Here is a 15,602-nt window from a genome sequence, read left to right as displayed (position 1 = left end):
ATACTCCTTGTTTTTCCTTTGTTTTTGCAGTGTAAAGTCGTTATTGTAGCCAAAATTACAAAAAGAAAAAAACATTTTTCATTATTTTTCATATTAAAGTTTAAAATTTTACATTTTTATATGCATGAATGCTTTGTGAGTGCTTTGATGTATATCTGATGGGTATGATAGGTGCCACTACTGATTAAAATTAATGGTTGTTGAGAGGCGAAAGAGGATCTCAATATTATCGATGAGAGTAGCACATTGCATACATTGCAGATATAAGACACCAACAAGATAGCAACCCAAAAACATTTTTTTTGCAAGATATGAGAAATTTAAGAAGACCTCCTTCTATGTGTTGCCGTCTAAAAAGTTCTCAAATTGAGATTAAATTGAAAGTTTCTTGTAGCATGTATGCTAGGTAACTAACTATGCTGCAATACAACAACGATCGTATTTAAAAACACGCGTTTAAATATAATGACAAACAGATTATTCGCTAATTCATCTTAAGCCAACACAAACAGCCAATCTCGAATCTACAACGGAATATCAACCTTTGATATAAGATAAAAAGTAACTGCACCAAAGATAGCTGATAGTGGCACGGTAATAAGCCATGAAGCAACAATTCTATTGATTGCACTTCGTCTAACTAGCTCTTGTTTGTAGGCTTTTTTCAAACTTTTACGCTCTTTTTTCTTCAATACGGGCAAATCGGCATTCTTCTTATCAGTTTTTGCAGCATTCTCTTTTAGCGATTGTAGCATCTCTTGCTTTTGCTTGATGTTTGCGCGTTCAAATTTTGTTAAGAATCTTTGCACAGCTTCTTCATTTTTACCCTTATGTGCCTCAATTATTTCTTGCTGCATAGTATAGTAACGCTTTTTTAGATATTCACGCAAAAATCCAACACCAAAAATCGCACCAATAGCAATGTGTGTAGAACTTACAGGAAGTCCTAATTGTGAAGCAATAAGCACGGTAATGGCGGCAGAAAGAGCCACACAAAAAGCACGCATTTTATCAAGGTCTGTAATCTCGCTGCCAACCGTTTTGATAAGTTTTGGTCCATAAAGGGCTAGTCCTAGCGAGATTCCAAGCCCACCAATAAGCATAATCCAAAATGGCACTTGTGCTTTACCGCCAAACGCTTCCATAGTAGTTTCTCTAATCGCTTCATAGATTCCAGCTAAAGGTCCAATAGCATTTGCCACATCATTTGCACCATGTGCGAAGCTAAGAAGAGCGGCAGAAAATATTAAAGGGAGTGTAAAAAGCTCATTAATATCCTCTTTTGTGTTTGACAGCGTATCAGCCTTTTTAATGATAAATGGACGAGAAATAAAGAAAATAACAATTGCAATAGCTAATCCAGCAAGTAAGGCAACACCAAAACTCAGTTTAATCATGCCAGTTTTTTGCACCAAATACACGCTAAATGACCATGACATAATAAGAATTAGTAATGGCACAACGCGTTTTGCCGCAGTCTTTTTATCGCTTTGATAGGTAATAGATCGCTTAATGATAAATAAAAATATCATGGCGATTAAGCCACCAAGACAAGGTGATACAACCCAACTTAAGGCAATCTCTCCCATAGCACCCCAGTTTGCTATGCCAAAGCCACCAGCCATAATGCCCGCTCCAAGCACACCGCCAACAAGTGAATGTGTCGTAGATACAGGCGCACCAAGCGCAGTAGCAACATGTAGCCAAATCGCCCCAGAAGTAAGGGCTGCAAGCATGACATAAATAAAGGTCTTACTATCTTGCAAACTAGCAGGATTAATAATGCCAGATTTAATCGTATCAACAACATCTTTTCCAGCAATAATAGCCCCCAAAGCCTCCGCAATCGCAGCGATGATTATCGCACCAACAAGTGTGATAGCATGAGACCCAACTGCTGGACCAACATTATTTGCCACATCATTTGCACCGATATTGAGTGCCATATAACCACCCACAACAGCAGCAAAGATAAGCACAACAGGACTACTGACAGGATAACCAAAAGTGATAGCAATACCAGCAATAACAATAAAAAATGCAAGCACAATGCCAATCTTTATAATATCCTTTTGCCCAAATGATGTAGCATTCTCAATCTTGTTAATATTTTGAATATCCATAAAACCTTCCTTAAGACTTGAAATGGCACAAAAACCTTTTCATTATAGCTTAATATCTCACTCTTTGCTTTGCGAATTAGTGCAAATATGTCATTCATAGGTCACAAATGCATAGATTCTAGTATAAATAAACACATACAATTACAAATCCCATAACATTATCAACATATCACACATAGCCCATAAAAGACAATATGTAAGAAATCAACTTAGAATCTTCTCTCCAATATTGTGATTATCGCATTACATTTTCACATATATATTTGTGTATTTTTGATAGAATACAAGCTTTTTAATTTTGTAATTTTTGGTAGAGAAAAAGGGAAAATATGGGACAAAATGACAATATCACAATCATAGGTGCAAAAGAAAATAATCTAAAAAATATAAATCTCTCTATCCCAAAAAATAAATTAGTCGTATTCACAGGTGTGAGTGGTAGCGGTAAAAGCACGCTTGCATTTGATACCTTGTATGCTGAGGGGCAAAGACGATATATAGAATCTCTCTCAAGCTATGTGAGACAATTCCTTGATAAAGTAGGTAAGCCAAATGTAGAAAAGATAGAGGGGCTAACTCCAGCTATTGCCATAGACCAAAAGACGACTTCAAAGAATCCACGATCTACCGTTGGCACTATCACAGAAATATATGATTATTTGCGACTTTTATATGCTAGAGTTGGTATGCAACATTGCCATTTATGCGGGGAAAAGATTAGCTCTATGTCTTCAACTGATATTATTAATGAAGTCTTAAAATTGCCAAAAGATTCTAAACTCATTATTTATGCCCCCATTGTCAAAGAGAAAAAGGGAAGCTTTCAAGATAAATTAGAATCTTTACGCACAAAAGGCTATGTAAGAGCAAAGATTAATGGTGTGATGACAAGACTTGATTCTGAAATCACACTTGCAAAGACTAAAAAGCATAGCATTAGTATCGTTATGGATAGAGTGGTGCTAAATGAAGAAAATCATGCAAGAATAGCTTATGCGATAGAATCTGGACTAAAGGAATCTTATGGCGAAATTGAGGTTGAGATACTACAAGATTCTAAAGATCAAAGGGATTCTAAAGAACATAATGAAATAATCCACTTTAGCGAACATTTAGCTTGTTTTCAATGTAAGGTAAGCTTTGAAGAGCTAGAGCCTGTAAGCTTTTCTTTCAATTCTCCAAAGGGTGCATGCAGAGATTGTGGTGGCTTAGGTGTGAAATACGCCCTTGATATGAATAGCATTATTACACAGCATGAGCCGCTTAATAAAGGCGGGATAAAGTTTATTTTTGGATTCAATAAAAGCTATTATTACGCACTTTTTGAGGGCTTTTGTAATGCCTATGATATAAAGCCTAGTAGCACTTTTGCAGAACTTTCTAAAGATAAGCAAAACGCACTTTTATATGGCAGCACAAAAGATATTATGGTAACTTGGAAAAATAGCACGATAAAGCAGACTTGGCGAGGTGTCATGCAAATAGCCCTTGATGTGCTAAAAGATGATGCAACAGATTATATGGTAGAAAAAACTTGTAGTGGTTGTAATGGCAATAGACTAAATCCACAATCTTTAAGTGTGAAAGTCGCAGATAAAGGGATAGCAGAAGTGATCAATATGCCAATTGAGCATTGCTATCATTTTTTTGATACAAAAGAGAATTTTTCCTACCTTAGCACACAGCAAAAGCAAATTTCAGATTCTATACTTAAAGAGATACGAGAGAGATTATTCTTCCTTTATGATGTTGGGCTAGGCTATCTTACACTGCATCGTGATGCGCGTAGCATTAGTGGAGGGGAGAGTCAGCGAATACGCATCGCAAGTCAAATCGGCAGTGGGCTAACAGGTGTTATGTATGTGCTTGATGAGCCAAGCATAGGACTACATGAGAGAGATACGCTAAAGCTTATTAAAACGCTAAAGTCATTGCAAGAAAAGGGTAATAGTGTCATTGTTGTAGAACATGATAAAGAAACTATTATGCGTGCAGATTTTATAGTCGATATAGGACCGGGTGCTGGAATCTATGGGGGTGAAGTCGTATTTAGCGGTAAGGTTAAAGATTTATTAAAAAGCAAAACGCTATCCGCACGATATCTAAATGGCACAAAAAAGATTGACTATAAGTATAATAGAAAGCAAGAGACATGGCTAAGTATGCGAAATGTTACTTTGCATAATCTCTGTAATGTCAGCGTAAAGATTCCATTAGCAAACTTTGTGTGTGTAACGGGCGTTAGTGGCAGTGGCAAAAGCTCACTTATTTTACAGACACTCTTACCCGCCGCACAAGAATTGCTTAATCACTCAGAACGCATTCAAGCAAATAGCGGTGTAATTATTGAGGGCTTAGAGAATCTTGACAAAGTAATTTATCTAGACCAAAGTCCAATAGGCAGAACCCCAAGAAGTAACCCAAGCACTTATACGGGATTAATGGATGATATACGCCATCTTTTTGCAGAGACAAAAGAGGCAAAAATACGCGGTTATAGTGTCGGTCGTTTTAGCTTTAATGTCAAAGGTGGCAGATGTGAAAAATGTCAAGGTGAGGGCGAAATAAAGATAGAAATGCACTTTCTACCCGATGTCATGGTGAAATGTGATGTATGCAAAGGTGCGAAATACAATCCACAAACACTAGAGATTACCTATAATCACAAGAATATAGCAGAAGTCCTTGCTATGAGTGTTGATGAAGCATGTAGCTTTTTTAGTAAGATTCCAAAGATTTTTAATCGTCTTAAGACATTACAAGCCGTAGGGCTAGGCTATATTACACTTGGGCAAAGCTCACTTACACTAAGTGGTGGGGAAGCCCAAAGGATTAAACTTAGCAAGGAATTAAGCCGTAAGGATACAGGCAAAACGCTGTATATCCTAGATGAGCCTACAACGGGACTTCACTTTGCTGATGTGGATAAACTTACAGGCGTGCTGCATCATCTTGTTAGTCTTGGAAACTCTGTCGTTGTGATTGAGCATAATTTAGATGTGATTAAAAACGCAGATTATATCATTGATATAGGACCAGATGGTGGCAGCGGTGGCGGACAGATCGTAGATTGTGGTAGCGTAGCTGATATTATAAAAAATAAGGATAAAAGCGGGAGCTACACCGCACAATTTTTAGCAAATGAAGTGTTGTGATGATTTTTAATGATTTTAAAAGATTAGTTATCGTTTAATATAACAAAGTGGGGGTTAAACACTAGCGCTTGGATTTCATTCTAGGCTTAGACGCACAACTTATTTATTCATGTCTTGTCGCCACAAACACCTCTTTGGGATCTAATCCTTAATAAGCTAAGATGTGATAATTCTAGATAAACTTGCGTTGCTTGGTGTTGCAATATAAAATAAAATTCTGTAAAATACTTTACAAAAATTTATAGCCATCACTCATAAAAAAGGAAAATCATGCGTTTTTCAACTTTCTTTGCACCAACACTTAAAGAAGCACCAAAAGATGCAGTGTTAAAAAGTCATATCTATTTGCTTAGGGCAGGTTACATTCATCAAATAGGCAGTGGTATTTACAACTTTCTGCCATTAGCACAAATTGTAATGGATAAAATCAAAACCATAGTAAGAGAAGAGATGAATAGGGCTGGGGCAAATGAAATCACTATGGGATTTTTAACGCCAACAAGCCTTTGGGAGCAAAGCGGAAGATATGAAAAATATAGCGAATTAGCCCTTTTTACCGATAAAAAAGGGGCGTCTTTTGTGCTTGGTCCAACACATGAAGAATGTGTAACAGAGATAGCAAAAACCTATATCAAAAGCTATAAGCAACTGCCACTTAATCTCTATCAAATCCATTTAAAATTTAGAGATGAGTTGCGTCCTAGATTTGGGCTTTTACGCGCTAGAGAGTTTGTGATGAAAGATGCGTATAGTTTTCATGATTCTTTAGAATCTTTGAATAAAGAGTTTGTGAATATGCGTGATACTTATGTGAGAATCTTTAGGCGTTTGGGGCTTGATTTTCGCATTGTTGAGGCGGATTCTGGTGCGATTGGTGGGAGTGGTAGTCGTGAGTTTATGGTGCTTGCTGAATGCGGTGAAGACACGATTGTAACTTGTGCCAAATGTGATTATGCTTCAAATATTGAAGCAGCAGTGCGTAAGCCAAAAACATGCGATGAAATTGCCCCACAAGCTACAAGCAGTTATCATAAATTTGAAACGCCAAATGTAAAAACCATTGATGAGTTAAGCAAGTTTTTTAAAGTCAATCCATTCTACCTTATGAAAGCGGTTGTAAAAAAAGTGATTTTTAAAGATAGCGTTGATATTGCTATATTTTTTATGCGCGGTCAAGATATGCTAGAGGATACTAAAGCATTAAATGCACTTCAGGCGATTGATCCTTCCGTGCTTGATATAGCCGATGCGGATACGGCATTTTTAGAATCTTATAAGTTGCCACAAGGCTCTATTGGTCCTATACATTTGCGTGCTTTGACAAATTCTCGTTTTATTGTGTTTGATAAGGAATTAGAGAATGGAGAGGATTTGATATGTGGGGCAAATGAGCATGGTTATCATTATGTTGGTGTGCAATTGGAGGAATTTGATGATTTATATTATCGCGATTTAGTGGCTGTGCAAGAGGGTGATTCTTGTGCTAAATGCGGTGGGACTTTGCGTTATAGTAAGGGCATTGAAGTAGGGCATATTTTTAAGTTAGAGGATAAGTATTCAAAGCCTATGCAGGCTAATTTTCTTCTTTCAAATGGCTCTAGTATGCCTTTTACTATGGGTTGCTATGGGCTTGGTGTAAGCAGACTAATATCAGCGATTTTAGAGCAAAAGGCAGATGAAAAAGGCTGTGTGTGGGAAGCTGTCGCACCATTTAAGCTTGATATTATCATCTCAAATATGAAAAATGAAGAAGAGGTGCTTTTTGCTACAAATCTTTACACACGACTACAAGAGAAGGGCATTGAAGTCATACTTGATGATAGGAATGAAAGGTTTGGAAGTAAAATCGCTGATTTTGAGTTAATCGGCTTTGAATATGCCTTAATTGTAGGTAAGAGACTTGCTGAAAATAAGTTAGAATTAATAAAGCGAGATGGACTCATAAAGACAGAATATAGCAGCGCAAATATCTTAGAATCTTTGCTTGGGATTTTGTAAATAAAGATTCTATAAATGCAGTTGTAGATTAGATATTAGATAGTCTAAATTCCACACAGAAGATAAAGAAATTGCTGATCTCATTTAAAGTGTAAGATAGTGTGCTTACAGGCAGTAAATGCACTAATAATAAAAGTTTTAACGGGTTTTGATTTATTCATAATGTTAAATCATAACATCGGACATATTGGAAAGGTGGTTGTCTATTTACAAGAAATATGCCTTAAGAGAGTGATTCTAAATAATTTATGATTTAAGGTCTTAACACTTGCTAGACTCTAATTTTAGAATCTTTCAGGCTTTAGTCTAAAAGAATTTTTGTAAAATACAGAATCTTTATCTTAATTTAAAAGGACAAATATGTTACTAAAAAGTGTGTTAATGGGTTTTCTTTCATTTCATAGTATAGATACAACCATGCTAAAAGAATGCAAAAGCGAAGAAGACAAAATAAGCGGTTGTGTAAATAGATACTATTATGAGAGTGGGAATCTAAAGATTGAAACACCATATAAAAATGATGAAAAAGAAGGCATGTTAAAGTGGTATTATGAAAATGGGAATCTAAAAGCCAAAACGCCATGCAAAGACGATAAAGCACAAGGTATTGCAAGATTCTACAACAAAAATGATGATATGATCATGAAAGTTTTATACAAAGATGATGAGATACAATCAATAATATGCGTAAATGGCAAACAATTTACTAGCGAACAATTAGCCAGAATACAACATGCCAACAATCACATTGATGAAGCAATACAAATATACAATGAGTTATGATGAAATAGATATTGGAATTTTATTTATAAATTTAACCAGCTATAAACATTGGAATGCTTGAATCTACTACGATATTTTGAAGGCAATTTGTTAGCCCCAGTAACTATATGTATTTCCCCTGTGCATTCATCAATGTTCTTTGCCACATTATGCGACAAGGAAACTATCCAATTTATTTATTTTTAATACCTTATCCCATGTGAATTGAGTTTGCAAATCCATTAAAATTAAATTTTATATTTACTTTAAGTTGTTTTTAATATTTATTTTAGTAGAATTACTTCTTTTTATTGATTAAACTTAAAATGGCTCGATAGCTCAGTCGGTAGAGCAAAGGACTGAAAATCCTTGTGTCGGCAGTTCGATTCTGCCTCGAGCCACCATCTTCCTTTGTATTCAGTTATCATTTTTATTCTTTCGCGAAATTTAGTGGTTTTTGTCTATTGCATGAAGTATTGGAAAGATATATTGTTTTAATTATTTTTAAATTTTAAAAAACCTTATGGTATCAACTTGAAAAATATCGCAAAAATCAAATTTTATACACTATTTGCTAAAAAATCATCACACATTATGTATAATTGAGGTTTTGTAATTTAATAGCTATAGAGTTTATATTATGAATTTTTGGAATGAAATCTATTCTCATTTTAGTCCCATTGCCTTTAGCGCGTTTGGCTTTAATATCCATTGGTATAGCTTGGCGTATGTGTCGGCTTTGCTTATTGGTTTCTTTCTTGCGAAGTATTTTGTCAAAACTATGCCGCGTTTTTCACACATAGATTCAAAGATTATAGATAGTTATTTTATATGGGTTGAGATTGGGATCTTGCTTGGGGCGCGTTTTGGCTATCTTTTTATTTATACAGATTCTGCTATGTTTTATCTCACACACCCTTGGGAAGCTTTCAACCCCTATGTTGATGGGCGATTTGTAGGTATTGCGGGTATGAGCTTTCATGGTGCTGTTTTTGGCTTTTTACTTGCTTCATTTCTGTTCTTTTATGTGAAAAAGGCAAATATTTTTGCTTTGCTTGACATAGTTGCTTTGAGTGTGCCGCTTGCCTATGTGTTTGGGAGAATTGGGAATTTTTTAAATAAAGAGCTGTATGGTAGGGTGATTGAAGAAGATTCACTAAAATTTATAGGAATCTATGTGGAAGGGGTATTGCGTTATCCTAGTCAGCTGATTGAGGCATTTTTAGAGGGCATTGTTGTCTTTATTATAGTGTGGATTGCTTCTAAAAAAAATCAAACTGAAGGTATGCTTATCGTTATTTATGCGTTTGCATATAGTCTTGCACGATTTATCGCGGAATATTTTAGGGAAGCTGATGTGCAGATGGGCTATTACTTCTTAGGGCTTAGTATGGGGCAGATTCTAAGTTGCGTTATGATGGGAATTGCATTGTTTTTATTATGGATTATAAAAACTCGCAAAAGTGATATTAAGTAGAAATGATATTAAACAGAAAGGAAAGTTATGGGATTTGAAATATTTGGAAAAAGAGTGTTTGACTTTAGTATGCCTTTCTCGCATTTTGAAGCATGGAGCACAATCCTTATTGTAACGGGCAGTGCGTTTATAATCTTTCTTGTGCTATCAAAAAAAGCAAAGCAATATAGAGATTCTAAAAAAGGTAAATAAGGGTGAATCTTGCTATTTTTGGTGGGAGTTTTGACCCGCCACACAAAGGGCATGTAGGCATTATTGAGAAGGCTTTGAGTGCATTAAAGCTGGATTTATTAATCGTGCTTGTAGCCTATCAAAATCCACTTAAAGCACATTTTAGAATCTCCGCACAAAAACGACTTGCATGGATAAAAAAAGTATGTGAAAAATATGATAAGATTCTATGCAGTGATTATGAAATATTACAAAACAAACCTGTAACGACAAAAGAAAGCATGGAATATTTCAAGAATCTTTATAAGCCATCTACTCTGTATTTTATCTTAGGACAGGATAATTTTTTGCAGTTACCACAATGGAGCTACTTTGAGGTTTTAAGAGAGAATCTTTGCTTTATAGTCTTTAACCGCGTAACTAAAGAGTGCTTAAATACAAATAATGAAGCTATATGCAAAGCATTCGCACAAAAGCACAATCTCAACATGCAGTATCTACACTTTTCATACCCTTATGCTTCAAGCCTTATCATTCAAAATTTAGAGTATTATAAAGATGAGATTCCAGAAAATATTCGATATGATGTGATAGAATCTTATAAGTTATTGATTTAAACTAGGAAAGGATATATATGACAGAAAATTCATTGCCTAACGCACAGAATCTAGCCCAAGCGGTAAAAGATATTTTAGATTCCAAAAAGGCAGAGTCTATTGAAGTGATTGATGTCGCAAATAAGGGCTATTTATCGCAGTTTGTAGTCGTGGCTACTGCTATGGCAGGGAAACACGCGCTATCTTTATTGCATTATCTTAAAGAAGATCTTAAAGCAAAGGGGGTAAGATTCTATGCGATTGATGAAGAGAGTGAAGACTGGATTATCATTGATTTAGGCGAAGTTATCGTGCATATTTTCACAGAAAATCACCGCAAAAAATATAATATTGAAGAATTTTTGATAAAGACTTTTGGAGAAGTGGCAAATACTCAAGCCTGAAAATAGGATAACAGAATCTATTTTAAGAAACTTTTATTCAAACCTAGATTCTAAAAAAGATTCTTATTGCAACAATATCTTCACGCGATGAGACTTCTTAATTAAGAATATATGCTTTCTAATCTAATTTCATTGTAACACAATGAGAGTTGTAGCCCCCTACCCTTTCACATCAAGCAAATGTGTTTCTGGTCGCATAAGCATTTCATCTTCTGTAATCACTCTATCATCTTTCTTTTTCTTTGGGGCTATTGCTGCATTTTCCATTTGCTCTTGAAAGTCCTTGCTCTCTTCTTCTTTTTCTTCAAACTCTCGTTTAGCACTACCCTCTCTATCATCTGTTTTATGCATTTCTTCTGCGGGTCGCACTTCCTCTACTTTTTGCATTTGCTCGTGAAAGATGGCGTGATTAAGCGGAGTTTGGTGTGGCATATTGTTTGCATGCAAGGCTGATGTCGCACTACTTGCTTGATTGATATAAGTCATATTTCCAATAGTATTTAAAGCCATGTGTTACTCCTTATTTAGCTGTAAATGTAGCTTATTTTCTTTCGCATAGACTACATGTGCGCCTTGTGTCAGTCTCACAAACCTGCGTTTTGTATAGTCTATCACAATTTTGTTATCTTTTATGCCACAAAGTTTTGCAAGTAATATCCCAGCATATTCTAGCACTTGATCGCTTACTTTATTTGCATGGATAATTAAATGTGATGATGGAATATCGCATATATGTAACCATAAAAAATCCCCCTTAGAATCTTGCAAAAGCCTGATATTTTCTCGCTCATTCCTACCTATGCTGATTTTTATCCCATCGATATAAAAACTTGCATAATGGCTTTTTTGTAACTTCTTTGTATTGTGTTTTTTTGGTGCGAGTATGTCTAGAGATTGACTATTTGCATATTTTGCAAAATCGATTTGATTGTTTAAAAAAGTGATTTTAGATTCTAGATTTTCTTGTTGTTTGTGTATATGTTCTATTTTTTGCTTTAGCTTCTTTGTTTGTTTGAAAAGCTTATCACTTGCTAGGCTTGGCTTATTCATACATGGGATTTCATAGGTTATGTTGTCAATGCTTAGGCTTGTCGCATAGTTTGGTATAGAATCTAAATGCGTTAAAATATAGTTTGCAAGCATAAAGCTTGTTTCTCTCTCTTGTGTGAGTGTGTCAATATCTGGCAGAGATTCTAAGAGTTTGGTAAGCTTTGCTTTTTTTGCTTCTAGATTCTGTAAGACTTTTTCTCGTTTTTGGTCCAATAAGCTTTTTTGCATAGTAATATATTCTTCTCTAAGCATTTGCAATGTATATTCAGTGCTATTATCAGTAAAAGTTTTTAGAAAATGTGGTTGGTCTAATGGTGCAAGTGGCATTTTAGGTAAGATTGCTCTTTTTAAAGAATCACTAAATCGTAATGCAGATATGATTCTATCATCTTGCACAATGATCGCATTTGTGGCACGATTTATGAGTTCGATTTGAAAAAGTGTTTCAATGCTTTTATATGTGCTTTTATATGTGCAATATAGCTTTAGAATCTTATTCATACCATCGAGTTTGCATGTCTTAATGTTGGCTTTATAGATATATTTGTTCATAGCGACATCAAATGGTGCATTATAGTGTTTTGTTTTTAATATGTTCTCACTGCTATATATTCTTGGATTACCCTTATTTAAATCGATAAAATAATTTATGCTATCAAGTCGTATATGTATCACATTATCACCAATCCGTGCGATATAAGTAATCATTTTATGAGTGCAAAATAAGCGTACAATATCATGTAAGAGTTGGAGTTTCATGCTTTTAATCCTTAGTGTATTATAAAAATAGTGTAAATATGGAATCTAAAAATATTTCATATTGAAACGCAAAAAATAATAACATAGATTCTGTATTATAGCCTATCCTTACAAGCGTATTTTTATGAAGCAAAATTAAAAATATATAAAATATTATATTTCTAGTTACAAACTAAGTTATAATAAAAGTCTTTTGAGATGAAATCATAAAAAGGATAAGCATGTTATTATCATATCTAAAACCGCTAGATTGTATTGTAAGATGGAATAGAATATTTAGCATTCTCGCACTTTGTGCTATATTGTTTAGCATGACACATATAAATGCTGCAAGCTATGTTCCCATAAAAGATAGAGAGGGTAATGGGCTTGCTATGACAAGCAGTCCGTATGCAAACGCTGTTGGTAAAGCCGTGCTAGATAGCGGTGGGAATGCCATTGATGCGGCGGTTGCAGTGAGCTATGCCCTAGCAGTTACTCACCCTGCGGCAGGAAATATCGGTGGTGGTGGATTTGCCCTTATCCATTTAGCAAATGGAGAAGACATCGCCCTTGATTTTAGAGAAGTCGCACCAAAGGCGGCTAGTCGCGATATGTTTTTAGATTCTAAAGGCGAGGTTATCCCAAATGCCGCTGTTACAGGCTATCTCTCTGTTGGCGTCCCGGGTAGTGTAAAAGGCATGAGTGCCATGCTTGATAAATATGGCACAAAAACGCTTAGTGAGCTTTTAGAACCATCAGTTATGTTAGCAGAAAAAGGCTTTATGGTAACGCAAAGACAGCAAGAGACTATGCAGGAAGTCCAAAGTGATTTTGCAAAGTTTGAATCTTCTTCTAAATACTTCTTAAAAGAGAATGGCGAAGCCTATAAAGACGGCGATATACTCATACAAAAAGATTTAGCAAGGACTTTAAGAATCTTGCAACAACAAGGGGAAAAGGCATTCTATGAAGGCGAAATTGCAAAAGCTATGGTAAGTGATATTCAAAAAGGTGGTGGCATACTCACACTGCAAGATTTAAAAGATTATAAGGTAAAATGGCGAAAGCCTTTACGCGGGACTTATCGTGGATATGATATTATCACCATGCCTCCACCTAGCAGTGGTGGGGCGCATATCCTTGAGATTCTAAACATTATCGAAAATGCGGATATGGCTAAACTCGGCTTTGCATCATCAAAAAGCATTCATCTCTTAACAGAAGCCATGCGACAAGCACAAGCTGATAGATCTAGCTTTATGGGCGATCCAGACTTTATTGATTTACCCCTAGATACGCTTTTAAGCAAAGAATATGCAAGAGAAGTCTATCGCTCCATAAAGACAAATAGAGCGACACCAAGCGATAGGATAATCCCGGGTTTAGGCAAAATAAAGCAAAATAATAATCCAAACCTGCATGAAGGCAGTAATACCACGCATTTTTCTGTGGTTGATAAATGGGGAAATGCAGTCAGCGTTACCTATACACTCAATAGACGCTATGGCTCTGGGGTGGCTGTGAGTGACTATGGCTTTTTACTTAATGATCAAATGGAAAATTTCTCTATTAAGGTGGGTTATCCAAATCGACATGGTATGATTGAAGGCACAAATAATGCTATCGCACCAAACAAACGACCGCTAAGCACGATGAGTCCTACTATGATTCTAAAAGATGGCAAGCTATATGTTGTGCTTGGGAGTCCAGGAAGTGGGAAGATTATAAGTGTTGTAGCACAAGTGATTGTAAATCTCATTGATTATAAAATGGATCTTGTAACCGCCGTAGAATCTCCACGCTTTCATATGCAATGGCAGCCAGATACGCTAGATATTGAGAAGTTTTCTATCAATAAAGACACGCAAGAGATTCTAAAAAGAATGGGATATAAAGTAATTGAAACCGACACAATGGGCGATGTCAATGCTATCTTAATTGACCCAAAAACGGGTATTATTTATGGCACACTAGACCCTAGAAGGAAGATATAATGCGATCAATATTGTTTCAAACTTATATACCGCAGAGGTTTAATATCTAAAATAGCAAAGGTTTGAGATCTCGTGTTGTATTTGAGCAATTTATAGATTTTTAGTGTATTTACCAATACATTATTTTAACAAATTACCAGCATAAGATTTTATATAAAAATCATACAATAAGGTTTTACACATGTATGGCAGACATCTATGATTCTCAGTCTTAGTGAGATCTTTTAGAAGTTCTTTAAATATATTACTAGAATCTTAGACAAAGATTTAACTCACTTTCTCCACTGCATTGATAAAGAATTTTGCCATTAATTCATCGCGAAATATGAGGCTTTTGTCGGACTTCACATTTCTTAAATAAAGTGTTTTATCCTTGCAAGCACTCTTTTATAATTCTAATGTCTTTTGCTTTGTAATACTCATTTAGTTGATTTTTAAGTTTTTCCTTCAAGTCTTCTTATGTCTCATAGCGAATTTGTTGATACCCACTTAAATCAAATCTCTCTTCTTTGCTCTTCTAGAGTTAAGAAAAATTTTAGCGTTTTGATGTTTTTTGGTAGCATGGGGGGGGGGGGGTGCAAGTGAGCATTTTGCTGAAAAGAGGGAATTTGATTATAATGCAATCAATGACTTTTTGCTTTCCAAGTTTATGCTTTATGTGTTATCAAGAGTTTTCTATCATAAGATTTTTTAACCCATAAAAGTTAGAATTTTTCAAGCAAGAATATGTAAAACTAAACCTAGAAAATATAAAACGCGAATTACTCCTCAAAGCATTTTGGTGATAAAGTTTTTAGTGAAAATAATTCTTTAATTATTTGGTTATGTACATGATATTGGATTATCTTTTGAAACAAAAAGTGATCAAATCTCGAAAGCAAATTTTCATATATTTTCAAGATCAGTTGCAATATCTTTAAGTATTTTTCATAATTTTATAGCCTCGCATTTGAATAGAAATCAAAAATTTATCGTCAATATGCTTAAGTTTATATTAAAAAAATCATTAAAAATTAACAAAAAGTAACAATAAAATATAAAAGTATCAAATTTTTGCATATTTTTTTTGTAAAAATCCGTTTTTTTTTTTTTTGAAAAGTCGATAGACTTGCAAGAACCTAACTTGAATTT

General features: G+C 35.0%; 11 protein-coding genes and 1 tRNA gene. 9 read left to right on the top strand and 3 right to left on the bottom strand.

Features of this window, described 5'->3' with window-relative positions; genetic code table 11:
* Positions 1-524: 524 nt before the first annotated feature.
* Positions 525-2,123: an inorganic phosphate transporter gene (locus tag C6H08_RS09000; RefSeq protein ID WP_034565381.1), complete on the bottom strand. Its 1,599-nt coding sequence runs from the start codon at positions 2,121-2,123 to the stop codon at positions 525-527.
* A gap of 329 nt (positions 2,124-2,452) precedes the next feature.
* On the opposite strand from C6H08_RS09000, the gene uvrA reads away from it, so the two are divergent.
* The 8 genes from uvrA (at position 2,453) to rsfS (ending at position 10,686) form a co-directional block, all read left to right on the top strand.
* The gene (gene uvrA / locus C6H08_RS08995) at positions 2,453-5,278 is read left to right on the top strand and encodes an excinuclease ABC subunit UvrA (protein ID WP_034579449.1); all 2,826 of its coding nucleotides are present in this window, start codon (positions 2,453-2,455) and stop codon (positions 5,276-5,278) included.
* Between the two features lie 270 nt (positions 5,279-5,548).
* Positions 5,549-7,276 (top strand): proline--tRNA ligase, encoded by a 1,728-nt coding sequence (locus C6H08_RS08990; protein WP_034579446.1) that lies wholly within the window; start codon positions 5,549-5,551, stop codon positions 7,274-7,276.
* Positions 7,277-7,636: 360 nt separating this feature from the next.
* Entirely contained in the window at positions 7,637-8,059 is a 423-nt protein-coding gene (locus C6H08_RS08985; protein WP_034565374.1) for a toxin-antitoxin system YwqK family antitoxin, read from the top strand.
* A gap of 307 nt (positions 8,060-8,366) precedes the next feature.
* A tRNA-Phe gene (locus C6H08_RS08980) sits at positions 8,367-8,442 on the top strand.
* Positions 8,443-8,678: 236 nt separating this feature from the next.
* Positions 8,679-9,515: a prolipoprotein diacylglyceryl transferase gene (lgt, locus tag C6H08_RS08975; RefSeq protein ID WP_034565371.1), complete on the top strand. Its 837-nt coding sequence runs from the start codon at positions 8,679-8,681 to the stop codon at positions 9,513-9,515.
* A gap of 27 nt (positions 9,516-9,542) precedes the next feature.
* The gene (locus tag C6H08_RS11555) at positions 9,543-9,707 is read left to right on the top strand and encodes a hypothetical protein (RefSeq protein ID WP_004084278.1); all 165 of its coding nucleotides are present in this window, start codon (positions 9,543-9,545) and stop codon (positions 9,705-9,707) included.
* Positions 9,708-9,709: 2 nt separating this feature from the next.
* Positions 9,710-10,303, top strand: coding sequence for a nicotinate (nicotinamide) nucleotide adenylyltransferase (gene nadD, locus C6H08_RS08970; RefSeq protein ID WP_034565369.1), 594 nt, complete (start codon positions 9,710-9,712; stop codon positions 10,301-10,303).
* A gap of 17 nt (positions 10,304-10,320) precedes the next feature.
* Positions 10,321-10,686, top strand: coding sequence for a ribosome silencing factor (gene rsfS / locus C6H08_RS08965; RefSeq protein ID WP_034565367.1), 366 nt, complete (start codon positions 10,321-10,323; stop codon positions 10,684-10,686).
* Positions 10,687-10,845: 159 nt separating this feature from the next.
* Here the strand turns inward: rsfS and C6H08_RS08960 are convergent, their stop codons facing one another.
* Positions 10,846-11,196, bottom strand: coding sequence for a hypothetical protein (locus C6H08_RS08960; protein WP_034579443.1), 351 nt, complete (start codon positions 11,194-11,196; stop codon positions 10,846-10,848).
* A 3-nt stretch (positions 11,197-11,199) separates the two neighbouring features.
* Positions 11,200-12,495: a DUF814 domain-containing protein gene (locus C6H08_RS08955; protein WP_034579440.1), complete on the bottom strand. Its 1,296-nt coding sequence runs from the start codon at positions 12,493-12,495 to the stop codon at positions 11,200-11,202.
* A gap of 221 nt (positions 12,496-12,716) precedes the next feature.
* On the opposite strand from C6H08_RS08955, the gene ggt reads away from it, so the two are divergent.
* On the top strand, positions 12,717-14,471 hold the full coding sequence (gene ggt / locus C6H08_RS08950; protein ID WP_034579437.1) for a gamma-glutamyltransferase: 1,755 nt from the start codon (positions 12,717-12,719) through the stop codon (positions 14,469-14,471).
* Positions 14,472-15,602: the final 1,131 nt, after the last annotated feature.

It is taken from the genome of Helicobacter bilis, from assembly GCF_900198365.1.
GTDB classification, from domain to species: Bacteria; Campylobacterota; Campylobacteria; order Campylobacterales; family Helicobacteraceae; genus Helicobacter_A; species Helicobacter_A bilis_B.
The sequence above is the reverse complement of the archived record's forward strand: the minus strand, read 5'-3'. Positions and strand labels throughout refer to the sequence as shown.

What these genes read in the sequence shown, in the direction of transcription:
- C6H08_RS08985 (WP_034565374.1), top strand. Translation starts at nt 7,637, where the DNA reads ATGTTACTAAAAAGTGTGTTAATGGGTTTTCTTTCATTTCATAGTATA.
- uvrA (WP_034579449.1), top strand. Translation starts at nt 2,453, where the DNA reads ATGGGACAAAATGACAATATCACAATCATAGGTGCAAAAGAAAATAAT.
- C6H08_RS08990 (WP_034579446.1), top strand. Translation starts at nt 5,549, where the DNA reads ATGCGTTTTTCAACTTTCTTTGCACCAACACTTAAAGAAGCACCAAAA.
- rsfS (WP_034565367.1), top strand. Translation starts at nt 10,321, where the DNA reads ATGACAGAAAATTCATTGCCTAACGCACAGAATCTAGCCCAAGCGGTA.
- C6H08_RS08955 (WP_034579440.1), bottom strand. Translation starts at nt 12,495, where the DNA reads ATGAAACTCCAACTCTTACATGATATTGTACGCTTATTTTGCACTCAT.
- C6H08_RS08960 (WP_034579443.1), bottom strand. Translation starts at nt 11,196, where the DNA reads ATGGCTTTAAATACTATTGGAAATATGACTTATATCAATCAAGCAAGT.
- C6H08_RS09000 (WP_034565381.1), bottom strand. Translation starts at nt 2,123, where the DNA reads ATGGATATTCAAAATATTAACAAGATTGAGAATGCTACATCATTTGGG.
- C6H08_RS11555 (WP_004084278.1), top strand. Translation starts at nt 9,543, where the DNA reads ATGGGATTTGAAATATTTGGAAAAAGAGTGTTTGACTTTAGTATGCCT.
- ggt (WP_034579437.1), top strand. Translation starts at nt 12,717, where the DNA reads ATGTTATTATCATATCTAAAACCGCTAGATTGTATTGTAAGATGGAAT.
- lgt (WP_034565371.1), top strand. Translation starts at nt 8,679, where the DNA reads ATGAATTTTTGGAATGAAATCTATTCTCATTTTAGTCCCATTGCCTTT.